The organism is Actinomadura sp. 9N215 (assembly GCF_044326345.1).
Lineage (GTDB): Bacteria > Actinomycetota > Actinomycetes > Streptosporangiales > Streptosporangiaceae > Spirillospora.
Map to the genome: position 1 here is coordinate 122,443 of NZ_JBIRBA010000009.1, position 22,502 is coordinate 144,944.

Below are 22,502 nucleotides of genomic sequence, written 5' to 3' on the forward strand. Positions count from 1 at the left end.
ATTGTCCTGATCAGCAGGTAGACCCGCGGCCGCCGCCAGACTCATCGCCGGTTGTGAGGATTCGTCTGACGCCGGTTGCTATTTCCAGGTCTTCGCGGGCCGTCACGACGAGGGTGCGGACGGAGGCGTCGGCGGATGTCATGTCGGTGTCGCCGTCGGCGGTGGCGTTGCGGTCCGGGTCGATGGACGTGCCCAGGTAGGCGAGGTCCTCGGTGAGGCGCATGCGGACGGACGGGTCGTGTTCGCCGACGCCGCCCGTGAAGACGAGGGCGTCCAGGCCGCCCAGGGACGCGGTCATCGCGGCGGCGCAGGCGCGGAGGCGGTGGTGGTAGGCGTCCAGGGCGGCGAGGGCGTTCACGTCGCGCTGCTCGGCGAGGTCGCGGATGCGGCGCATGTCGCCGGTGCCGGTGAGGCCGCGCAGGCCGGAGGCCCGTTCGAGGGCTGAGTTGACGTCCTGCGGTGAGAGGCCGTGTTCGATCAGCCAGAGGGGGATGCCGGGGTCGATGCTGCCCGCGCGGGACGCCATGATCAATCCTTCGAGGGGTGTGAAGCCCATCGTGGTGTCGACTGAGCGGCCTTCGGCTACGGCGCAGAGGGACGCGCCGGAGCCCAGGTGGCAGACGACCATCCGGGGTGGGATGCCGCCGAGCAGTTCGGCTGTGCGGCGGACGGCATAGGAGAACGACAAGCCGTGGAAACCGTAGCGGCGCAGGCCGAACCGTTCGCGCCATTCGGCGGGCAGCGCGTAGGTGGCGGCGGCGTCGGGGAGCGTGGCGTGGAACGCGGTGTCGAAGCAGGCGACGGCCGGGACGCCGGGCAAGGCGCTTTTGATTTCTGAAAGGGCGTGCAGGGACGCGGGCTGGTGGAGGGGCGCCAGGTCGGCCAGATCGTGCAGGTGCTCGGTGACGGCGGCGTCGATCCGGATCGGTTCCGTATAGCGGGTGCCGCCGTGGACGAAGCGCACGCCGATCGCGTCCGGTTCGGCGGGCATCCGGGTGATGATGTCGGCGATTTCGTGGCCTGGGCCCGCGTCCTCGGTGAGGAGCGTGTCGTCGTGGTCCAGCAGGCTCAGTTTCAGGCTGCTCGAACCTGGGTTGACGGTCAGGATCTTCAATGCGGCCACGTCCAGTCGCGGATCTCCGGGGCGTCCTCGCCGTGCTCGCGGGTGTAGGCGCGGAGGGCCAGGCGGCGGTCGGTCATGCGCTGGCGGAGGTGGGCGACGCGTCCGCCGAGGGACGGGACGCGGTCGATGACGTCCATGACGAGGTGGAAGCGGTCCAGGTCGTTCAGCATGACCATGTCGAAGGGCGTGGTGGTCGTGCCCTCCTCCTTGTAGCCGCGGACGTGCAGGTTGTGGTGTCCGGTGCGGCGGTAGGTGAGCCGGTGGATCAGGTACGGGTAGCCGTGGAAGGCGAAGATGACCGGCTTGTCGGTGGTGAACAGCGCGTCGTAGTCACGGTCGGGGAGGCCGTGGGGGTGTTCGCTGGACGGCTGGAGCCGCATGAGGTCCACGACGTTCACGACCCTGACGCGGAGGTCGGGGAAGAGTTCGCGGAGCAGGTCGGCGGCGGCGAGCGTTTCGAGTGTCGGGACGTCGCCCGCGCAGGCGAGCACGACGTCCGGGTCCGCATCGTTGTCGCTGGAAGCCCATTCCCAGATGCCGATGCCGCGGGTGGTGTGGGCGACGGCCTCGTCCATCGGCAGCCAGTTCAGCGCGGGCTGCTTCCCGGCCACGATCACGTTGACGTAGTCGCGGGACCGCAGGCAGTGGTCGCCGACCGACAGCAGCGTGTTCGCGTCCGGCGGCAGGTACACCCGGACGATCTCCGGCTTCTTGTTCATGACGACGTCGAGGAAGCCGGGGTCCTGGTGGGTGAAGCCGTTGTGGTCCTGCCGCCACACGTGGGAGGAGAGCAGGTAGTTCAGGGAGGCGATCGGGCGGCGCCACGGCAGGTCCCGGGTGACCTTCAGCCATTTGGCGTGCTGGTTGAACATCGCGTCGACGATGTGGACGAACGCCTCGTAGCTGTTGAACAGGCCGTGCCGTCCGGTGAGGAGGTAGCCCTCCAGCCAGCCCTGGCACAGATGCTCGCTCAGCACTTCCATCACTTGCCCGGACGGGCCCTGGTGCTCGTCGGTCGGGAGCCGTTCGCCCTGGAAGACGCGGTCGGTCGCGTCGAACACCGCGCCGAGGCGATTGGACGCGGTCTCGTCCGCGCCCATGATGCGGAAGTTGGACGGGTTGGCCCGCACGACGTCGCGCAGGTACGTCCCGAACGTGCGGGTCGGCTCGGACGACGTTGTACCGGGCTCGTCGACCGGGACGGCGTAGTCGCGGAAGTCGGGCAGGATCAGCGGCTTCAGCAGCAGTCCGCCGTTGGCGTGCGGGTTGGCGCTCATCCGCCGGTCGCCTTCGGGCGCCTGGGCGCGCAGGCCGGGGGCGGGGCGCCCGTCACGGTCGAACAGTTCGTCGGGACGGTACGAGCGCAGCCATTTCTCCAGCTGCGCCAGGTGCTCCGGGTTGTCGCGGACGCCGGGCAGCGGGACCTGGTGGGAGCGCCACGTGTTCTCGACCGGTCGTCCGTCGACTTCCTTCGGGCCCGTCCAGCCCTTGGGTGAGCGCAGGACGATGACGGGCCAGCGGCGGCGTTCGGAGACGCGTCCCTCGCGGGCGTTCCGCTGGATGTCGGCGATCTCGTCCAGGGCCTGGTCGAGCGCAGCGGCCATCTTGCGGTGCATGGACGCCGGTTCGTCGCCGCTGACGAGGAACGGCTGGTATCCGTAGCCGTCGAGGAGCTGGACGAGCTCCTCTTCGGGAATCCGCGCCAGCACCGCCGGGTTCGCGATCTTGTAGCCGTTGAGGTGCAGGATCGGGAGGACGGCGCCGTCCTTCACCGGGTCCAGGAACTTGTCGGAATGCCAGCTCGCCGCCAGCGGACCCGTCTCCGCCTCGCCGTCGCCGACGACGCACGCCACGACGAGGCCCGGATTGTCGAACGCCGCCCCGTACGCGTGCGCGAGCGAATAGCCCAGCTCGCCGCCTTCATGGATCGACCCGGGCGTCTCCGGGGCAACGTGGCTCGGGATGCCGCCCGGGAACGAGAACTGGCGGAACAGCGTACGCATGCCGGAGGCGTCCAGCGACACGTCCGGGTAGACCTCGCTGTAGGTGCCCTCCAGCCAGGCGTTCGCGACGGCCGCCGGGCCGCCGTGCCCCGGACCCATGATGTAGATCATGTCGAGGTCGCGCGCCCTGATCACCCGGTTGAGGTGCGCGTAGCAGAAGTTCAGGCCGGGCGAGGTGCCCCAGTGGCCGAGCAGCCGCGGCTTGATGTGCCGCGGGGCGAGGGGTTCGTGGAGCAGCGGGTTGTCCAGCAGGTAGATCTGCCCGGCGGACAGGTAGTTGGCCGCCCTCCAGTACGCGTCGATCCGGCGGACCTCGTCGTCGGTCAACCCGACCGGGTGATGACCTGACGGGGTCTGGGTCTGGGGTGTGCTGGGCTGGGTCATCGCGCGTCCTCTGCCCTCCGGCGCCGCTTGTCGCTGGAAGGTTCACGTCCCCGCGATCGGGCGCCTCAACCGCCGTCACCACGGCGGCGGGGGCGGCTGCGATGACAGAGCCACGGCGGCGGGTGCGCGCCTTCGCCGTGCCGCCGTGGCTTTGTCCCCCCACCTGTCGACGTCACCGGTTACAGGGGCGGTGACCGCGTCCGGAGACGGGCGGCCACCGCCCCGCCCCCCAGCGAACCGGTGGGAGCGTCTGACCAGGTGCGTTGCAGCCTGCCGCCTACTCGCGCGTAGGTTCGCCGGTTCGGGGCCGCGGTCGACGGGCGGTCGGGTATCTGCGACGAGAGGCGCACGCTCCGCGACGAACAGGCGACGGAGCGCGATACCCGGCGCCGGGCTCGCCGCCGGACGGTCTGTCATGGTACGCAGATCGGCAGGGCCGTCCGGACGGGACGGTACTGATGGGAGGCGGTATGGGCGGGTTCTTCACCGGACGGACGCTGGCGGACCTCGGACGCGATCTGCGCTCCGGCGACGCGTCGGCGGCGGGACTGCTGGCGCACGCGCTGGAATCGGTCGACCCGGAGCTCAACGCCTTCGTCACCCTCGACCACGAGGGCGCCGAGGCGGCCGCCGAACACGCGGACAAGGAACTCGCGTCCGGCGTCGGCCGGGGCCCGCTGCACGGCGTCCCGGTCGCGGTGAAGGACATCATCGACGTGGCCGGACTGCCGACCGGCATGGGGTCGGCGCACTTCGACGGGCACGTCGCGGAGACGGACGCGGCCTGCGTGACGCTGCTGCGGAACGCGGGCGCCGTGATCGTCGGCAAGACGGGCACGCACGAGTTCGCGTACGGCGGCAGCGGCGACGTGTCGGTGAACGGGCCGGTCCGCAACCCGCACGACCGGGAGCGGATGTCGGGCGGCTCCAGCAGCGGCAGCGCGGTCGCCGTGGCCGCCGGTATGGTCCCGCTCGCCCTCGGCACGGACACGGGCGGGTCGGTGCGAATCCCCGCCGCGTTCTGCGGGATCGCCGGGTTCAAGCCGCCGTACGGCGTCATCCCGACCGGCGGCGTGTTCCCGCTGTCGCCGTCGCTGGACCACGTGGGCGTCCTCGCCGGGTCCGCGGACGACTGCCGGATCGCCTACCACGCGCTGACCGGCCTGGCGGAGGCCGTTCCGCCGCCCGCCGACGAGAGCGTCCGGACCGGACGCGTCGCCTGGATCGAGCCGGAGGCCGCCGACCCGGAGGTGGTGCGGACCGTCCGGGCGCTGTTCCCGGACGCGCCCGCCGAGCCGCTCGACCTGTTCGAGCTGCGGCGGATCTTCCGGGCGATCCAGGATTGCGAGGCGTACGAGATCCATGCCGAGCGCGTCGCGGAGGCGCCCGAGCGGTACCAGCCGCTGACGCTGGAACGCCTGGAGCAGGCGTCGCGGACGCTGGGCTGGCGGTACATCCGGGCGTTCCGCGAACGGGACGAGTTCGCCGGTCAGGTGGCGGGTCTGCTGGACCGCTACGACCTGCTGGCCCTGCCGACCATGATGATGACGGCCCCGCCGATCGGCGAGACGGAGGGGCCGTTCGGCCGGTGGGCGCCGGCGCTGGTGAGCCTCACCTGCGCGTGGAACGTGCTGGGCCTGCCCGCGCTGAGCGTCCCGGCCGGGACGGTCGGCGGGCTGCCGGTCGGGGCGCAGTTCGTCACCCGGCGCGGCGGCGAGAGCCTGCTGTTCGACGCCGCCGGACGGCTCGCCGCGCTCACGGGCTGACGGTGTCCACCAGCACTTCGGTGATGAGGGCGGGCGGCACGTCGACCCGGGACGCGACGCGGACGACCTGACGCGCCGCCTCCGCCGGACGGACGGCGATGATCCTGGCCGCGGCCCGGATCGCGGCCAGCCGTTCCTCCGGCGACCCGAGCGTCCCGCCCGCGCGATCGACGGCGGCGTCGACGACCGCGTCGATCAGCGGCGTCCGGGTGCGGAGGGCCCGGCGGAGGGCCGCGCGGCCCTCGGCCTGGAGGAGCCCGGCGGGGTCGTGGCCGTCGGGCAGGCCCGCGGTCTCGACCGGGCCGCCGACACCGGCGAGCCGCTCCCACGCGCGGACGGTCCCGGACCGTCCGGCGGGGTCGCCGTCCAGCGCGACGAGCACGCCCGCGGCCTCCAGATCGGCGACCTCTTCGAGGGCGGCCAGCTGCGCCGTGGTCAGGGCGAGGCCGCACGTCGCCACGGCCGCGTACTCGGCGGGCCCGGCCATCGTGACGGCGATCGCGTCCAGCGGGCCCTCGACGATCACGGGACGCGCCCCGGCCGCGAGGCGGTCGCGGGCCTCGTGCAGCCCGAACAGCAGCTCGCCCTTGTGGAAGAGGGACGTGTCGGGGCCGTTGAGGTACTTGGGGCCGGGGGCTCCGTCGCGGCGGCGTCCGATGAAACCCGCGACGGCGCCGTCCGGTGTCCGGATCGCGAACATGGCGCGGTCGCGGAACGTGTCGCGGAGGCGTCCGGCGGCGTCGGGACGCGCCAGGCCCGCGGCGGCGATCTCGTCGTCGCCGTGGCCGAGCGTCCGGAGGTGGCCGGTGAGGGCGTGCGGCCCCGGCGGTGCGCATCCGATCCGCCAGTGGCGTTGGACGCCCGGGGGGAACCCGCGTCCGGCCAGGTAGCCGGGCACCCAGCCGGTGGTGAGCCGGGCGCGGAAGAAACGGTGGGCGTCCGCCATGATCCCGTTCTGGGACGCGGACGCGCCTGACACGCGCCCGTGCACGCGCCTGGCCGTGCGGAGGATGCGGTCGCCCAGTCCCGGGCCCGCCCAGAACGCCCGCGAGGGGAAGGCGGGCATGGGCGGCTCCGCGCCGAGCCAGGCCGCGACGAGGAATGCGACCGAGTCGGCCTCGATCCGCCGCACGCCCCGGTCGGGGGCCCTCGCCTGGATGGCCGCGAGGTGGTGTTCGGCGTCCGGCGGACGGTGGACGGGCGTCTGGGGGAGCGGGAGGCCGTCCGTCTGGGACACGTCGAAGACGGCGCGCGGGGCGCCCGTCGTCCGGCCCAGGACGCGGATGCCCGTCTCGCCCCTCCTGACCTGGCGGCCCGCGGAACGCCACGCCTCGTACGAGCGGACGTCCGTGGCGCCCCGCCACTGCGCGCCGATCAGGAGGATGGCGGTGTAACCGTGGCGGCGCCCGTGCAGGACGGCGCGTTCCAGCCACCATGACCAAGGGCGCGTCCCGTCCCGCAGCCGGGCCGTCTCCCGATCGGCGATGGCCCGCAGGAGACGCCGGTCGTCCGGGCGCATGGAGACCTCCTCGCCTTCGGCGGGCGGGGAAGCCATCTACGTCATACCCACCGGGCTACAGGTACAGGCCGAAGAATTCCTCGGGATGATCCAGGAGCGGGGGCAGGTCCTCGGCCGTCAGCGTGATCAGTTCCTTCTTCGTGGGCGTCCTGACCTTCTTCTTGCCGCTTTCCTTCCTGCCGCCTTCCTTCTTCGCGGTCTCCTGCCTCTTGGCGGCGAAGGCGGCGGACGCGACGCGGTCGGCCTGGTTCGCGACGGCGACGTCCAGCATGTTGCGCATGAGGCGGCCGTTGCCGAACGACGGGCCGCGGGGCGCGCGGCGCAGCATCGCGAGCAGGACGTCGTCGGTCCCGGGCGCGAGCTTGAAGCCGTCCGCGGCGGCGAGCTGCCCGAACACGGTGATCAGCTCGTCGTCGGTGTAGTCGGGGAAGTGGATCTGCTTGGGGAAACGCGAGTCGAGGCCCGGGTTGGCGACGAGGAACTCCGCCATCTCCTGCTGGTACCCGGCCACGATCACGATGAGGTCGTCGCGGTGGTCCTCCATCAGCTTGACCAGTTCGGCGATCGCCTCGTGCCCGTAGTCGCCCTTCAGCGGGGACTGCGTCAGCGTGTACGCCTCGTCGATGAACAGGACGCCGCCGAGCGCGCGTTCCACCAGGCGGCGGGTGCGCGGCGCGGTCTGCCCGATGTACTCGCCGACGAGGTGCGCGCGGGACGCCTCGATGAGGTGCCCGGACGACAGCACGCCGAGCCGCTTGTAGATGCGGCCGAGCAGCCGCGCCACCATCGTCTTGCCGGTCCCCGGGTTGCCGGTGAACACCATGTGCCGGGTCGGCGGCGTGATCTGCAGCCCGGACTCGCTGCGCAGCCGCGCCGCGTGCGTCCCGGCGACGATGAGCGCGATCTCGTGCTTGACGGTGTCGAGGCCGGTGAGGGTGTGCAGTTCGGCGAGCGGGTTCCCGGCGGCGAGCGAGGTGTCGAGCGTGTCCGGGATGTCGTGCTTGCGGACGACCACTTCCTTGGCGGCCGGCGCCGCGTCCCGGCCGCCCGCGTCCTTGGCGGTCGTCGCGGCGTCTTGGGCCGGGTCTTTGGCGGGCGCCGCCGTCGCGGCCTTGGCTGCTGTGTTCTTGGCTGGGTCCGTTGCGCTCTTGTCCGAGGCCGTTGCAGTTTTGGTTGCGTCCGTCGCGGCCGCGGCAGGGTCCTTGGCGATGCGGGCGCGGACGGTGGCGACGACCTGATCGGCGAGGTGAGGGGCCAGGCGCGCGTTGCGGAGCGTCTGCATCGGCGGTGTCGCGGCCAGCAGCGCGCCCGCCGCCTCCACGGCCTGCCGGGTGCCGCGGGCGCCGCGGGCGTCCAGCGCGCGGCGGAACAGCTCGGCGTGCCCGTCCGCGGTGAACGGGCGGGTCCTGGCGATGCGGAACCGCTGCGGCAGGACGGGGTTGATCTCGCGGATCCGGTCCTCGCCGCCCGCGTCGCACAGCGCCACCAGGTGCAGGTCCGGATGGACGGCGAGCAGCCGGTGCAGTTCGGCGGCGATGGCCTCGCCGTTGCCGGGGTCGGTGACGATGCCGTCCAGGCCCTCGATGATGAGCAGCCGGTCCCCGGCGCAGTCGCGGGCGTCGGCGTGCAGCTTGGCGACCGCGTCCGACAGCCGCTGCCCGGTGAACAGGTTGTCGGTGACCCAGTGCGGGTCGCGGCCGAGCGCGAGGGCCTTCGCCAGCTCCTGCGCGGCGTCGCGCTTGCCGGTGGCGTCGGGCCCGGCGAGCAGCAGCCGGACGGGTTCGTCGCCGCGGGTCAGCTCGTCCAGCGCCTGCACGACCTCGGGCTGCCCGACCAGCGACGTGGCGATCTCCGGACGCCCGCGCGACCGTGACCCGGCGGGCCTGGCGGCCTTCGCCGGGACGCTCTTCAGCGTCTCGGTCAGCGGGTTCACGACGCGGCGGCGCGGCGCGTACAGGCGGCGCAGGTCGGTCTGGAACTGCCCGACCGGGATCCACTCGGCCTTCGGGAACCACGGGTCGCCCGGCAGGCCCTGCACGACCGCGATGAACCGCATCGCCATGTCGAGCCAGCCGCGGCAGGCGTCGGCGGCCCCGGCGACCAGGGCCCGGACGAGCCACGCCCGCGTCCGTTCCTGCCACGCGCCCGGCTTGAACCCGCGACGCTCACCGGGGAAGCGCTGCTGGAGATCGCCGTACCGGTCCTCGCCGAGCGCGGCGGCCAGTTCCGCCGGGACGTGCTCCATGCTGCCCTGCAACAGCAACTGGACCAGGTGCACCTCGACGTTCTCGTCGCGCGGCGCCGCGTCCGTCAGGTGCTCGTACGCGGCGAGCAGGCCCGCGCACACCCACTCCAGGTAGCCGACGGGGCCGAGCAGTTCCGGGACGGCGGTGACGATGTCGTCGCCCGCGTGCGCGTGCCAGTGCTCCCGGAGCTCCATCTTCGGCAGGTTGACGTCGCAGGCGGGCGGGTCGTCGTACATCCGCAGCAGCGCCTTGCGGCGTTCCTCCAGCGGCTCGACGCCCTCCAGGACGGACAGGCAGTCGCGCGCCAGGTCGATCGCCAGCTCACGGTCGGGCGCCTCGATCAACCAGTCGACCGGTGGCCGCCACCGGCCACCGGGCGCGTCCCAGCGGGTCATCCGGGTGCTGATCGGGCCGGGGTTGACCAGATGCCGGTACAGCAGCCGCTCCGGCAGCTGCGACCACGAGCCCGCCTTGATCGCGCCGCCGCCGGGCAGGAACGCCAGGATGCCGAAGATCTCCGCGGTGACCAGCGACGCGGGCAGCGTGAGCAGCTTGTGCTCGTCGGTGGTCAGGTCCGCGGCCCGCGGGTCGGCCGCCAGCCCGTCGATCCGCGCCGAGATCTCCTCGAAGAGCCCGTCCGGAACGCGCCACGGGCCGTGCGAGTAGACGTCGAGGACCGGCTCGTCGGTGAGCAGTAGCTCAAGGTGCTCCGGCAGCCGCAAAGAAGTCTCCCCAAGAACGATCAAAGCAGGGGTACAGCCTACGTTTCCCGAGGGAGTGCCGGGTTAGCGGTCCGCCCAATCAGAGGTATTGGGGCTGTCACGTTCAGTCGCGCGGTCGATGCGAACGGTCCGGCGGGCGACGGTGCGAACAGACCGGCGGGCGGGTGCGCGGTCAGGGGCGGCGGCGGAGGGACTCGACGGCGATGCGGGCGGCGGTGCCGATGACGGCGTCGGCCTCCGGCAGGACGGCGACGGGCAGCGGCGACCTCGTGAACACCGCGACGGCGTACCGTCCGCCGTCCGGGTACTCGACGACCCCGACCTCGTTGCGGAGGGTCGGCAGCGTCCCGGTCTTGCCGCTGACGACCACGTCGTCGTAGGGGAACCCGGACGACAGCCGGTGCGGCCACACCTGGAGCCCGAACAACCGGCGCATCGCCGTGCAGCCCTCGGGCGGCGCGGCCTCGTCCCGCCAGATCGCCGACAGCAGCCGGGTCATGTCGCGGGGGGTGCTGCGGCTCGTCCTGGCGGGGTCGAGGGCGCGGAGGCGGGACCGCATTCCGGGCTCGTCCAGCTTGGCCCACACGTCGGCGACGCTGCCGGCCCCGGCGTCCGCGAGCAGGGTCTCGTGCAGTTCGCGGCCGCTGACCTCGACGACGGTGTCGCGCAGGCCGAGCGCCGCCGCCGTCGCGTTGACCGCGTCCCGGCCGACCCGGTCCAGCACGGCGTCGGCGGCGGCGTTGTCGCTGACGGTGATCATCATGAAGGTGAGGTCGCGGAGCGAGAGGCGGGCTTCGTCCAGCATTCCCGACACCCCGGTGGGCCCGGTGGTGCGGCCGTCCGCAGGCAGCGTGACCTGCTCGGACGGGTCGATCAGCCCCTCGGCGGCCTGCCGGTGGAACGCGACGAGCAGCGGCACCTTGAACACCGACGCGAGCACGACGAGCGCGTCGGCGCGGACGGCGACCTCCCGCCCGGTGTCCATGTCGGCGGCGTGCAGGAACCCGGTGACGCCCGCGGAGCGGAACTCCGCCTCGATGCGCTCCACCACGTCCGCCCGGACGTCCCGCGACGCGCTCACGCCCGGACTCACCTCGCTCATGCCAGAAATCCGGACGACGGACGCGGGACGACGCGGCGGGCGGGCGCGCCGTCCAGCGGCGCCATGCCCGCCTCGGTGCGGAGGACGGCGGTCGCGACGGCGGTGAAGTCGGCGATCGCGCGGGCGTGCTCGGGGTCGCGGGCCCGCCGCCACGCGCACGACGTCCGCCAGGCGAGGGGCCCGCCGACCAGCGGACGCCACGTCGCCCCGGCGGAGTCGTCGGTGCGGGGGACGAGCGCCACCGCCGTCCCCGCGAGGACGAGTCCCAGCGCGAACTGCGGATGCCGCGCCTCGTGGACGGCGGCGGGCGCGTACCCGTGCCGGCGGCAGGCCGCGAGGAGGTCGTCGTGCGCGCCGGGCGCGTCCTCCCGCGGCGGCACGACGAGGTCGAGCCCGTGCAGGTCCGCCAAGTGGACCTCCGCGTGGCGGTCGGCGCTGGCGGCGGAGGGGAGGAGGGCGCCGAGGGGCTGGGCGAGCATCGGGCCGAGTTCGAGGTCGCGGGAGTCGCAGGGGTGGCGCACGACCCCGGCGTCCAGCGCGCCCTCGGCGAGCGCGCGGACCTGCCCGGCCGTGCCCGTCTCGCGCAGGTCGAGCCGCAGGTCGGGACGGCGGTCCCGGAAGGCGGCGATCAGCGCGGCGACGATCGGGCCGCCGAGGTCGCTCGGCACGCCCGCCCGCACCGTGCCGACCTCGCCGCGCCTGGCCCGCTCAGCGACGGAGTAGATGCGCTCCACGCGGGTGAGGATGTCACGGGCCTCGTCCAGCAGGAGCCTGCCGGGCGCGGTGAGCTCGACGCGCCGGCTCGTCCGGTCGAACAGCCGGACGCCGAGCTCCCGCTCCAGCCGCTGGATGCGCTGGCTGAGCGGCGGCTGCGCCATGCCGAGACGTTCCGCCGCGCGGCCGAAGTGCAGCTCTTCCGCGACGATGACGAAGCACCGCAGATGGCCGACGACGTTCACGACCAGCGATCATATCAATTCGGATATACCTATGACATTAATATCAATCTTGGACATTTCGGCGCACGGCTGGTGTCCTTGTGTCTTCATTCAGGGGCCCGCGTCTTTCAGGGGCCCTGTGTGCTTCAGGGGGGAGATCGATGATGCGCCGATCCCGGATGGTCGCCGTCGCGGCGGCCGCGACGGCGGCCGCGGTCGTGGTGGCGGGGACGGTGTGGTTCCTGACCAGGGGAGACGACCCCAGGGACACCGCGGAGAGCTACCTCGCGGCCTGGACGAAGCGCGACCACGCGGCGATGAAGGCGCTGACCGACCGGCCGCCCGCCGACTTCGAGCAGCGCCTCACCCGCATGTACGACGACCTGGAGCTCACCTCGCAGCGCTACACCGTCGCGTCCGTGGGAAGCGCGGACGGCGGGAAGGCGGGCGCGTCCTACAGCGCCGAACTGCTCCTCGCGGGCACCCGGACGTGGAAGTACGAGGCGCCGCTGCCGCTCGTCGAGCAGGACGGCGAGTGGCGCGTCCGGTGGTCGCCGCAGCTCCTGTACCCGGAGCTCAAGGAGGGGCAGCGGCTGAGCGCCGGGCGTGTCTGGCCGGAGCGCGCGGCGATCCTCGCCGTCGACGGCAGTCCGTTGACCGACTCGCCGTCCGGGTCCGCGCGGCAGCTCGCCGGGCCGGTCGGGCCCGCGTCCGCCGAGGCCGCGACGAGGCTCCGCGCCCCCTACCGCAAGGACGACCCGGTCGGCATGGACGGCCTTCAGAAGCAGTACGAGCGGCGGCTCGCCGGGACGCCAGGGCTCGCCGTGCAGATCGTCGACGCGAGCGGCGACCCGGTCAAGACGCTCAAGCGGTTCGACGACAGCCCCGGCAAGTCCCTCCAGACGACCATCGACCCGAAGGTGCAGGCCGCCGCCGGGAAGGCCCTCAACGCGGCGAAGAAGCCCGCCGCGATGGTCGCGCTGCGTCCGTCCACGGGCGAGATCCTCGCCGTGGCGAACAAGCCCGGCGGCTACAACCGGGCGCTGATGGGCCAGTACCCGCCAGGATCGACGTTCAAGGTCGTCACCGCCGCCGCGCTCGTCGCGGGCGGCACCGGCGCGGCCACGAAGGTCGCGTGCCCCGCCACCACCACGGTCGGCGGCCGCTCCTTTCATAACTACAAGCACGAGGACTTCGGGACGATCCCGTTCCGCGAGGCGTTCGCGCACTCGTGCAACACCACGTTCGCGCGGCTCGCCGTCGACAGGCTCGGCGAGAAGCGGCTCGCCCAGGTCGCGACGCAGTTCGGCTTCAACGCGCCGGTCATCGCCGGGGTCCCGGCCGTCCGCGCCGCGTTCCCCGCCAACAAGGACGACACCGCGTTCGCCGCCGCGTCCTTCGGGCAGGGCCAGGTGCTGACCAGCCCGCTCAACATGGCCGCCGTCGCCGCGGCCGCGGCCGACGGCACCTGGAGGTCGCCGCGCCTCGTCAGCGCCGGCGACGCCGTGCAGGCCGTGGACACCGGCGGCCGGAAGCCGGAGCCGCCGAAGAGGCTCGAACCGGCCGTGAAGAAGGCGCTTCAGACGATCATGCCCGCCGTGGTCAGCGAGGGGACGGCGTCCGGCGTCGCGTTCCCGTCCGGTACGGCGGGCAAGACCGGCACCGCCGAGTTCGGCGAAGGCGAGAACCCGCCGACCCATGCCTGGTTCATCGGCTACCGGAAGGACGTCGCGTTCGCCGTCATCGTCGAGGGCGGCGGCACCGGGGCCGAGGCGGCCGCGCCCATCGCCGCGAACTTCCTCAAGGGCCTCTGACCGGCCGCCGGGCTCAGCGCAGGGCCTGGACGAGGACGCGGGTGGCCTCCGCGATGGCCCGCTCGTCGGTCTCCGCCTCCGCGTCCGGCCTGGTCGTCAGCACCGCGATGACCAGCGGGGCGCGGGACGGGGGCCAGACGATCGCGACATCGTCGGCGCTGCCGTAGGTGCCGCCGGTGCCGGTCTTGTCGCCGGCCGTCCAGCCCTCGGGCAGCCCGGCGCGGATCCGCTTGTCGCCGGTGACCGTGGCCCTCAGCCAGGCGTTGAGCCGGTCGCGGTCGGCGGGCGCGAGGGCGTCGCCCGCCGTGAGGGTGCGCAGGCTCCCCGCCCAGGCGCGCGGCGCGGTCGTGTCGCGCCGCTCGCCCGGCCGCCAGTCGTTGAGGCCGGGCTCCCAGCGGTCGCTGCGGCTGACCGTGTCGCCGAGGGAGCGGAGGAAGGCGGTGAGGCCGGACGGCCCGCCGACCTCCTTCAGCACCAGGTTCCCCGCGGTGTTGTCGCTCTGGGTGATCGTCGCGTGGCACAGGTCGGCGACCGTCATCCCGGTGTTCACGTGCTTCTCGGTGACGGGTGAGTGGGGGAGCAGATCGCTCTTCGTGTAGCGGAGGACACGGTCCATCAGGCCCGGGTCGGAACCGCGCGCCTTCCGCAGGACCGCGCCGCAGGCCATCGCCTTGAACATGGACGCGAACGGGAACGTCTCGTCCGCGCGGTGGCCCGCGAAACGGCCGGTGCCGGTGTCGACGGCGTACGCGCCGATGCGCGTGCCGCGCGACTTCTCCAGGCGGCGGAGCTTCTCCGTGACCTCGGCCTGGGCGGGCGCGGGCACGGGCCGCGCGGAGGCCTGCGGGCGCTGGGACGCGCCGCCCTCCGCGGTGGGGCCGCTCTTCGGGACGGCCTCGGAGTCGCAGCCGGCGATCGCGGCGAAGGCCGAGAGGGCGAGGACGGCGGCGCCGAGCGGCGTCCGGAACCGGGAAGCGCGAGTCTTCATGGAGCAGAGCAGAACAGAGCGGGCAACGGCATGTCCAATATTGATATTGGACGCATATCGATAGCGCTTTCCCTATGAATACGCCCTGAACTGGAGCGACGCCTACACGGCAGGCGCGGTCGACCCGCGGATCATCAGCTGCCCCGGCAGGACGCGGGGCGCGGGACGGCGCCCCGCGAGGAGGTCGAGCAGCGCCGTCATGCCCTGCGCGCCCAGCTCCTCCGCCGGCAGCCGGACGGTCGTCAGCTCCGGCTCCAGCGCGGTGGCGAGCAGCACGTCGTCGAACCCCGTGACGGACAGGTCGGCGGGGACGTCCAGGCCGCGGGCCCGCGCCGCCTTGTAGGCGCCCGCGGCGATCAGGTCGTCGTCGCAGATCAGGGTCGTCGGCCGGGAGGGACGGTCCAGCAGCCGCGCGGCGGCGTCCTTGGCCGAGCCGACGTCGATCGCGCAGGAGGCGCGCCGCAGGGTCGCCCCGGGCAGCGCGGCGACGGCGTCGGCGAGGGCGTCGGCGCGGGCGCGGAACGTCCACTGGTCGACGGCGGCGGCCACGTGCCCGAAGCGGCGGTGGCCGAGTCCGGCGAGGTGCGCGGCGATGTCGCGCATCCCGTCCGCGACGCCGAAGTCGACCGTGGGGACGCGGTGACCCGCCGGGTCCGCCGGGTCGGCCGGGCCGCTGTCGAGCATCACGGCGGGCGTCTGCCGGAATTCGCCGAGCGCCTCCACGGCGATGGAGGACGCGAGGACGCCGTCGATCGCCTCGTCCGGCGCGGCGAACGGGCTGTCGGCGCGTCCGGCGGTGTCGTCCGACCAGGTGGACACGACGACGCCGAAGCCGTGCCGGGACGCCACCCGCGCCGCGCCCGTGTAGACGGGGCCGAAGAACGGCGCGGTCAGTGTCGGGACCATCAGCAGGACGGTCCGGGTCGTGCCGAGCCGCAGGTTGCGGGCCGCCAGGTTGGGCCGGTAGCCGAGGCGCTCCGCCGCGCTGCGCACGCTGCGCGCGGTGGCGGGGGACACCCGGCCGGTCCACTTGCCGCCGAGCACGAGCGAGACCGTGGACTGCGAGACCCCGGCCTCGTGAGCCACGTCCTTGCTGGTGGGACGGCTGACTGCCGGCACCTGGGCCTCCCTGGCGGATCTTGGACGATTTCAGACTAGCGCCGCGCCGCCGCGGAGTGGTACGTATGACCCCGGCAGGTAATACGTATGACGGGGATCTATACGGGGGGATCATGCGGGGTTATGTCGTCTTCCTGCGACGGCCGTATGCGGGGAGGCTGCTCGGCGCGACCCTCCTCGGCCGGCTGCCCAACGGGATGGCCATGCTCGCCGTCGTCCTGCACGTCCGGGCGGACGGCGGCGGCTACCCCCTCGCCGGGACGCTCGCCGCGATCCTCGGCCTGGCGATGGCCGCCGGGCAGCCCGTCCTCGGCCGCGCCATGGACCGGTTCGGGCAGCCCCGCGTCCTGGTCCCGGCCGCGTGCGCGTCCGCTGCGGGCTTCGGGCTGCTCGCCGCCGTCGGCGCCGGTCCGCTGCCCGCGGCCGTGGTCGCGGTGGTCGTCGCCGGGTTCGCGACACCGCCGCTGGAGGCCGGGCTGCGCGCGCTGTGGCCGGACGTCCTCGACGGCCCCGAGCAGGTCGACGCCGCGTACGCGCTGGACGCCGCGTCCCAGGAGCTCCTCTTCACCCTCGGGCCGCTGCTCGTCGTCGCCGCGGCCGTCGTGAACACCGAGACCGCGCTGCTGCTGACCGGCGCGCTCGGCGTCGCCGGGACGCTGATCGTCGCGCTGTCCGGGCCGTCCCGCCGCTGGACGGGCGAGCCGCGCGCCTCCGACTGGGCCGGTCCGCTGCGGTCGTCCGGCCTGCGGGTGCTGCTGCTGTCCCTGGCGTGCGCGGGGATCGCGCTCGGCGTGTACGCGGTCGCCGTCGTCGCCTACGCCGAACGGCAGGACAGCGGCATCGCGTCCGGGCTGCTGCTGGCGTGCATGGCGGGCGGCGCGCTCACCGGCGGGATCGTCTACGGGGCCCGGCGGTGGGCGGGCGCGCCGCACCGGCGGCTGCCGTGGCTGCTGGCCGCGCTCGCCGCCGGATACGTCCCGCTCGTCGTCGCGCCGGGACTGGCGGCGATGTCGGTGCTGGCGTTCGTGTCCGGCGTGTTCCTCGCGCCCGTGCTGGCGTGCAGTTTCACGCTCGTCGACCGGCTCGCGCCGAGCGGGACCGTCACCGAGGCGTTCGCGTGGGTCGTCGCGGCGGTCGGCGCGGGCAGCTCGGCCGGCTCGTTCGCCGCCGGGCTCGGGCAGGACCTCGCGGGTGTCCCCGGCGCGTTCGCCGGGGCCGGGGCGGGCGGCGTCCTCGCCCTGGCCTGCTGCCTGCTCGGCGCCCGGACGCTCCGCCCGCGCACCGCCCCGGCCGTCCCCGCCAACGCCACCGCCTGACCCGCTGCCCGGTCGGGGGGCCTAGACCCAGGAGTCGAACCAGATCCGCTCGTGCCAGTCCTCGTACGGGATCGTCTGCGCCGACAGGATCGGGTGGAAGTACGCGAAGTTCGCCAGCACCACCAGCATGAACGCGCCCGCGGCGGCAGCGCCGACCAGCCGCCGCGTCCCCGCGCCCGGAGGCGGCGCGCCCGGGTGCACGGGCGTGTGCGCGCCGCCGCCCTGCCCGTAGCCGGGGAGCGTCGACGCGCCGCCCTCCGCGTCGTCGTGGTAGTCCGCGTCCTCGCCTCGGCGGGCGGCGTGCGCGCCCGCGAACCAGGCGGGCGCGGGCCCCATCAGATAGCCCAGGACCAGGACGACCGCCAGCACCATGAACGGGATCAGCGGCGTCGCGTAGAACAGGAACATCGTCCGCTCGGAGAACGCCGACGGGAACCACGTGAGCCACCCGGCGAGGAAGCCGACCAGGATCGCCCCGGCCCGCCAGTCCCGCAGCATCACCCAGATGAACAGCACCGCGATCAGCGCCGCCAGCGCGCCCCACCACAGCGCGGGCGTGCCGATCCCGAGGATCTCGCGGGAGCAGCGCGTCGCGCCGCCGCAGGCGCCCTTGGGCTCGGTGTAGAAGAACGCGACCGGACGCTTCAGGACCGGCCAGTCCCACGGCCACGACTGGTACGGATGCTTGTCGTCCAGCCCGGTGTGGAAGTCGAGGATCTGCTTGTGGTGGCGCCACAGGTCCGGCATGGCCTCGAACGGGCGCCACAGCACATGGCTGGACGCCTCACCGCGTCCCCACGCCCCCGGCTTGAAGATCCAGCCCCACCAGGTCACCAGGTACGTGATGACCCCGACCACGACGAGCTGCACGAACGCCGGGACGGCCTCCAGCAGCACCGTCCCGGTGAGCGGCGCCCTGACCCCGGCGGCGCGGCGGGCCCCGTAGTCCCACAGGACGACCATCAGCCCGAACGCGGCGACGTAGAAGACGCCCGTCCACTTGGTGGCGCAGGCCAGGCCGAGGCAGACCCCCGCGCCCCACCGCCAGCCGTGCGCGAGGAACGGCCCGTAGACCGAGGCGTCGCCCCGCTCGATCTTCTCGGCGAGGACGCGGCGGGAGCGGTCGCGGTCGTTCACCAGGCAGGCGAAACCGGCGAGGATCCAGAACATCACGAAGATGTCGAGGAGCGCGGTGCGGCTCGTCACGAATGCCAGGCCGTCCACGGCGAGCAGCAGCCCGGCGGCGCAGCCGAGCAGCGTCGACCCCGTCATCCGGCGCGCGACCCGGCACAGGATCAGCACCGACAGCGTCCCGGCGAGGGCGGGCATGAACCGCCATCCGAACGGCGTCGCGCCGAACATCCACTCGCCGACGGCGATCATCCACTTGCCGAACGGCGGGTGCGCGACGAACGAGGGCCCGTCCCCCCAGACGTTCGCGTGCTGATCGGCGATCAGCATCTTGTCGGCGTTCTTGACGGTGTTGTGCTCCCAGCCGAACTTCAGCAGGGCCATCGCGTCCTTGGCGTAGTACGTCTCGTCGAAGACGACCTGCTTCGGCGACCCCAGGCCGTCGAACCGCAGGTACCCGGCGAACACCGTCACCAGGAGCGGCCCGAGCCAGGACAGCAGCGGGTGGCCGGGGATCGCGGGAGCGAGCCATTCCCTGAGCGGGGGCGGCCTGCGCCGCGACCCGGTCGCCGGGGCGTGAACGAGATCCGTCGCCATCCCGCGAGTTTATTTGCATTTCTCTCCTCCTTCGGGCCTTGGCGGCCCTCCATCGTCGAGAAACGCGATGCGATCGCTGCATCGCTCCGACTCGCCTGGCGGCTCGCTGCGCGATCAGGTTGCTCGCAAGCTCGAAACCTGCCTTCGGACACGATCGCGACGGTTTCGGTTGTTGCGTGGTCGCGGCGGTGGCTGAGGTGGCCGGGGTCCCTGGAAGGATGGCGTTCGTGATGGGGACTCTGGTGCTCGCGGCGGCGCCGATCGGGCGGCCGGAGGACGCGTCGGCGCGGCTGCGGCGGGCGCTGGCGGACACGCCGGTGATCGCCGCCGAGGACACGCGGCGGCTGCGGCGCCTGGCGAACGACCTCGGCGTGTCGCTCACCGCGCGGATCGTGTCCTACCACGACCAGAACGAGAAGGCGCGGGCGGACGCGCTGCTGGCCGAACTCCTGGCCGGACGGGACGTCCTCGTCATCACCGACGCGGGCATGCCCGGCGTGTCCGACCCCGGATACCGGCTCGTCCGCGCGGCCGTCGCCGAGGGCGTGCCGGTGTCCGTGCTGCCCGGGCCGTCCGCCGTCACGACCGCGCTGGTCGCGTCCGGGCTGCCCACCGACCGGTTCTGCTTCGAGGGCTTCCCGCCGCGCAAGCCCGGCGAGCGCGCCCGGCGGCTGGACGCGCTCGCCCGCGAGCCCCGCACGATGGTGTTCTTCGAGTCGCCGCGCCGCCTGCCCGCCACGCTCGCGGCGATGGCGGACGCGTTCGGCGCGGACCGTCCGGCCGCCGTCTGCCGGGAGCTGACCAAGACCTACGAGGAGATCCGCCGGGGGCCGCTCGGAGAGCTGGCCGCGTGGGCCGAGGACGGCGTGCTCGGCGAGATCACGCTGGTGGTCGGCGGGGCGCCCGAGCCGGAGGGGCTGTCCGACCCGGCCGAGCTCGCGGCCGCCGTCGCCGCCCGCGAGGACGCCGGGACGCCCCGCAAGCAGGCCATCGCGGAGGTCGCCAAGGAGAACGGCGCCCCCAAACGCGTGGTCTACGACGCCGTCGTCCAGGCCAGGAATCCCGGCCAGGGGACGGCCGCCGGGAATCGGAGCGGTCGAAACGGTTCTTTCGGGGAATGACCCGCGCCGACGGCGTGCGGCGGGCGCACTATGGAGTTGGTGGCGTCACCACGGATGCGGAGGTGAGTGCCATGCAGGACGCATGGTCGAGCCACGAGGTCTGGGTTTTCGAGTGCCTCAACTGCACAACGACCTGGGACGAGGAGCTGGACGTCCGCCATTACGGGGACGGGCACGGGAACGCGGCCGTCATCTACGAGCGCGGCGGGCAGCCCTGCACGACACCCTGGGTGGACCGTTCCTGCCCGAACTGCCAGAGCCAGAACGTCAAAGCGCTGTCCGCGGCGAAGGGCAGGCACACCGAGGCGCCGAAGGTGCGCAGCGGCAGCGATGTGGCGATGGTGTTCCATCTCCGCCGCATGCACGCCTGGTGAACACGCTCGGCGCGCGTTAACTCGCCGGGGGCTCGGAGGTCTTGGGGGGCTCGGGGGCGGCGTCCGTGGGTGTCGCCTTGCCCGGGCCGCGGCGCGCTCTCGGCAGGGCGGCGAGGCGGCGCGTCCAGGCGACGACCGTCCCGCGGGCCTCGGGCCTGAACGCCGTCCCGGCGGCGAGCGCGGCGAGGGGGATGGCGGGCAGCACGTACCGGTAGTCGAACTCCGCCGTCGCGGCCGGGGCCAGCAGCAGCCCGGTCGCGAGCGTCCACGGCAGGAGCGCCTCGCCGCCGAACCGCCGCCACAGCGGGACGAGCCCCGCCAGCCCGACGAGCAGGATGACGCCGATCATCGTCCCGCGCAGGTAGAAGACGTCCTGGTAGCCGCGGGCGACCCCGGCGAACGGCTCGACGACCTGGGGACGGGCCTCGCCGCGCTCGTAGGCCCTGGCCTCCGCGGACGCGATCCCGCCGCCCGCCATGTGCCAGTCGGGCAGCGGCCTGCTCTTCCGCTCGAACTCGTACTGCGAGTACGTCGCCGGGTCGGGGAACACCGTTCGCTCCCACCGGAACACCCGGAAGAAGTCGTGCGCGACGACCCGCAGGTAGTCGAGCGGCTGCGCGACGATCGCGCGCTTGGCGAAATCGTTGCCGAGCGCGTTGTTCTCCGGGCTGAACCGCGTGCCGGTGTACCGGTTGAGCGGCGACTGGGAGTTCCAGATGCCGTCCTGCGAGTTGGGCAGGCGGTTCGCGGGCTCGGTGCACAGCGGGTACTCGCTGACCGGCAGGTCCTTCATCTGGTGGCAGTCGGCGAACTTGTAGACCCGCGCGTACAGGAAGATCCCGTTGCTCTCGGTGATCGCGAACTTGCCGCTCTCGGCCTGGTACCAGCCCATGTAGGCCAGCACGGGCAGCATGCAGGCCGCCAGCGTGGCCGCCAGCAGCTTCCAGCCGCTGCGCCGGATCAGCATGTACACCAGGACGCCGAGCAGCACCGGCATGCCGACCGACCGGGTCAGCCAGGCCAGGCCCACGATCAGGCCGACCGCCGCGCCGATCTTCCAGGACGGCCGGTCGTGCCACAGCAGCAGCGTGACCGCGCTCATCACCAGGAACGTGAACATCGTGTCCGACAGGACGAGGTGTTCGAGCTGGAGCTGGTAGGCGTCCAGCAGCACGGGCGCGGCGGCGAGCGCGGCGCCCCAGCCGGGCAGCCGGAACTTCCGCCGCAGCAGCGCGTAGATCATCACGCCCATGGCGAGGCCCATGAGGTGCTGGACGGCCGCGACGAGCACGAAGCTGTGGAACGGCTTGAGGCCGAGCAGCAGGAACGAGTAGCCGTCGGGCCGCAGCGGATGCGGGTACGGGTCGGTCGCGACGTGCAGGTAGTCGAAGCTGTCGTTGAAGAACATCACCGGCTGGTAGCCGAGCATCGCGATCACGCGGAGCAGCGCCGCTGTGGCAATGATCACACTGAACGCGGGGTGCCGCCGGGCCAGCTCCCACAGGCCGCGGCCGCGCCGCCTGCGCCGGGAGTCCGCGGACTCGTCGTCCGGCGTGCCGTCCGGGTCTCCGGACTCCGGGTCCGCCGCGGCCGAGCCGGATCGCCCGGCGCCCTCCAGGTCCTCGTCGGGGACCGGGACGGTGGCCGTGCCGCCCGTCGTGCTCCCGGGCGTGTCGCCGTCGCGGGCGTCGCCGTCGCGCGTGCTCGCGGCGCCAGGCCGTCCGTCCGCGCCGCCGGCGGCCGCGTCGGCCGTGGCCAGCGCCGTGCCGCCCTGCGGTGTGTGGCCCTGTGTCGCGTCGTCCAGCCCGAGACCGGCCGTGGTGCCCCGCGGCGATTCGCCCGCCACTGCCGCACCTCCCCTTCGGTGTCCGGCCCCCTGTCCGGCGGCACTGCGTTGTCCAGCGGCACTGCGTTGTCGTCCAGCGGCGCTGGGTCGTCCAGCGGCACTGCGTCGTTCGGCGCGCGTCACAGCCGACCCACCCCTTCCGGGCCGCTGTGCCCGTATGCTTGACGTCCTAGCCTGCCGCCCGCGACCGTGGCGGTGACGTTTTTTGGGTTGCGATAGGGCAACACGATACGGGTGCTCTTGACGAGAGCGGGCATCAATACCCGGCGCCGGCAGGCATCATGAACCGCGAGATTCATGAACGACGACGGGCCGCCGCGCGGAACAACTGAGATTAGTAGATCACCCCGCGGGCGGTCATCAGGGGAAACGTCATCCGGGGAAACGTCACCA

General features: G+C 73.2%; 15 protein-coding genes. 5 read left to right on the plus strand and 10 right to left on the minus strand.

The genetic code is table 11. From position 1 onward, the window contains the following. Window positions 1–10: 10 nt before the first annotated feature. Window positions 11–1,123 (minus strand): acetate/propionate family kinase, encoded by a 1,113-nt coding sequence (locus ACH34T_RS17315; protein WP_395993148.1) that lies wholly within the window; start codon window positions 1,121–1,123, stop codon window positions 11–13. Further along, window positions 1,111–3,510, minus strand: coding sequence for a phosphoketolase (locus tag ACH34T_RS17320; protein ID WP_395993149.1), 2,400 nt, complete (start codon window positions 3,508–3,510; stop codon window positions 1,111–1,113). The genes ACH34T_RS17315 and ACH34T_RS17320 overlap by 13 nt, the downstream gene beginning before the upstream one ends. 470 nt (window positions 3,511–3,980) lie before the next feature. On the opposite strand from ACH34T_RS17320, the gene ACH34T_RS17325 reads away from it, so the two are divergent. Then, window positions 3,981–5,276 (plus strand): amidase, encoded by a 1,296-nt coding sequence (locus tag ACH34T_RS17325; protein WP_395993150.1) that lies wholly within the window; start codon window positions 3,981–3,983, stop codon window positions 5,274–5,276. On the opposite strand, the gene ACH34T_RS17330 is transcribed toward ACH34T_RS17325, so the two are convergent. From ACH34T_RS17330 to ACH34T_RS17345, 4 genes are all read right to left on the minus strand, one after another. Continuing rightward, entirely contained in the window at window positions 5,266–6,831 is a 1,566-nt protein-coding gene (locus ACH34T_RS17330) for a toprim domain-containing protein (RefSeq protein WP_395993151.1), read from the minus strand. The genes ACH34T_RS17325 and ACH34T_RS17330 overlap by 11 nt on opposite strands. A 19-nt stretch (window positions 6,832–6,850) precedes the next feature. Continuing rightward, the gene (locus ACH34T_RS17335) at window positions 6,851–9,763 is read right to left on the minus strand and encodes an AAA family ATPase (RefSeq protein WP_395993152.1); all 2,913 of its coding nucleotides are present in this window, start codon (window positions 9,761–9,763) and stop codon (window positions 6,851–6,853) included. A 172-nt stretch (window positions 9,764–9,935) separates the two neighbouring features. Beyond that, window positions 9,936–10,865 (minus strand): serine hydrolase, encoded by a 930-nt coding sequence (locus tag ACH34T_RS17340; RefSeq protein ID WP_395993153.1) that lies wholly within the window; start codon window positions 10,863–10,865, stop codon window positions 9,936–9,938. After that, entirely contained in the window at window positions 10,862–11,824 is a 963-nt protein-coding gene (locus ACH34T_RS17345; protein ID WP_395993154.1) for a LysR family transcriptional regulator, read from the minus strand. The genes ACH34T_RS17340 and ACH34T_RS17345 overlap by 4 nt, the downstream gene beginning before the upstream one ends. Window positions 11,825–11,964: 140 nt before the next feature. Here ACH34T_RS17345 and ACH34T_RS17350 point away from each other — a divergent pair, with 140 nt between their 5' ends. Continuing rightward, entirely contained in the window at window positions 11,965–13,617 is a 1,653-nt protein-coding gene (locus ACH34T_RS17350) for a penicillin-binding transpeptidase domain-containing protein (RefSeq protein ID WP_395993155.1), read from the plus strand. A 13-nt stretch (window positions 13,618–13,630) separates the two neighbouring features. On the opposite strand, the gene bla is transcribed toward ACH34T_RS17350, so the two are convergent. Together bla and ACH34T_RS17360 are read right to left on the minus strand one after the other, a co-directional pair. Further along, entirely contained in the window at window positions 13,631–14,605 is a 975-nt protein-coding gene (gene bla / locus ACH34T_RS17355) for a class A beta-lactamase (protein ID WP_395993156.1), read from the minus strand. A gap of 102 nt (window positions 14,606–14,707) precedes the next feature. Then, the gene (locus tag ACH34T_RS17360; protein WP_395993157.1) at window positions 14,708–15,724 is read right to left on the minus strand and encodes a LacI family DNA-binding transcriptional regulator; all 1,017 of its coding nucleotides are present in this window, start codon (window positions 15,722–15,724) and stop codon (window positions 14,708–14,710) included. Between the two features lie 113 nt (window positions 15,725–15,837). Here ACH34T_RS17360 and ACH34T_RS17365 point away from each other — a divergent pair, with 113 nt between their 5' ends. Beyond that, a complete protein-coding gene (locus ACH34T_RS17365) occupies window positions 15,838–17,040 on the plus strand; it encodes an MFS transporter (RefSeq protein WP_395993158.1) in 1,203 nt (400 codons plus the stop codon). A gap of 21 nt (window positions 17,041–17,061) precedes the next feature. Here the strand turns inward: ACH34T_RS17365 and ACH34T_RS17370 are convergent, their stop codons facing one another. After that, window positions 17,062–18,768: a dolichyl-phosphate-mannose--protein mannosyltransferase gene (locus tag ACH34T_RS17370; RefSeq protein ID WP_395993159.1), complete on the minus strand. Its 1,707-nt coding sequence runs from the start codon at window positions 18,766–18,768 to the stop codon at window positions 17,062–17,064. Between the two features lie 230 nt (window positions 18,769–18,998). Here ACH34T_RS17370 and rsmI point away from each other — a divergent pair, with 230 nt between their 5' ends. Both rsmI and ACH34T_RS17380 read left to right on the plus strand, forming a co-directional pair. Beyond that, entirely contained in the window at window positions 18,999–19,889 is an 891-nt protein-coding gene (gene rsmI / locus ACH34T_RS17375) for a 16S rRNA (cytidine(1402)-2'-O)-methyltransferase (protein ID WP_395993160.1), read from the plus strand. Window positions 19,890–19,960: 71 nt separating this feature from the next. Then, the gene (locus ACH34T_RS17380; RefSeq protein WP_395993161.1) at window positions 19,961–20,263 is read left to right on the plus strand and encodes a hypothetical protein; all 303 of its coding nucleotides are present in this window, start codon (window positions 19,961–19,963) and stop codon (window positions 20,261–20,263) included. A 16-nt stretch (window positions 20,264–20,279) separates the two neighbouring features. Here ACH34T_RS17380 and ACH34T_RS17385 read toward each other — a convergent pair whose 3' ends face one another. Next, complete coding sequence (locus ACH34T_RS17385; protein WP_395993162.1) at window positions 20,280–22,109, minus strand: glycosyltransferase family 39 protein; 1,830 nt, start codon at window positions 22,107–22,109, stop codon at window positions 20,280–20,282. Between the last annotated feature and the right edge of the window lie 393 nt (window positions 22,110–22,502).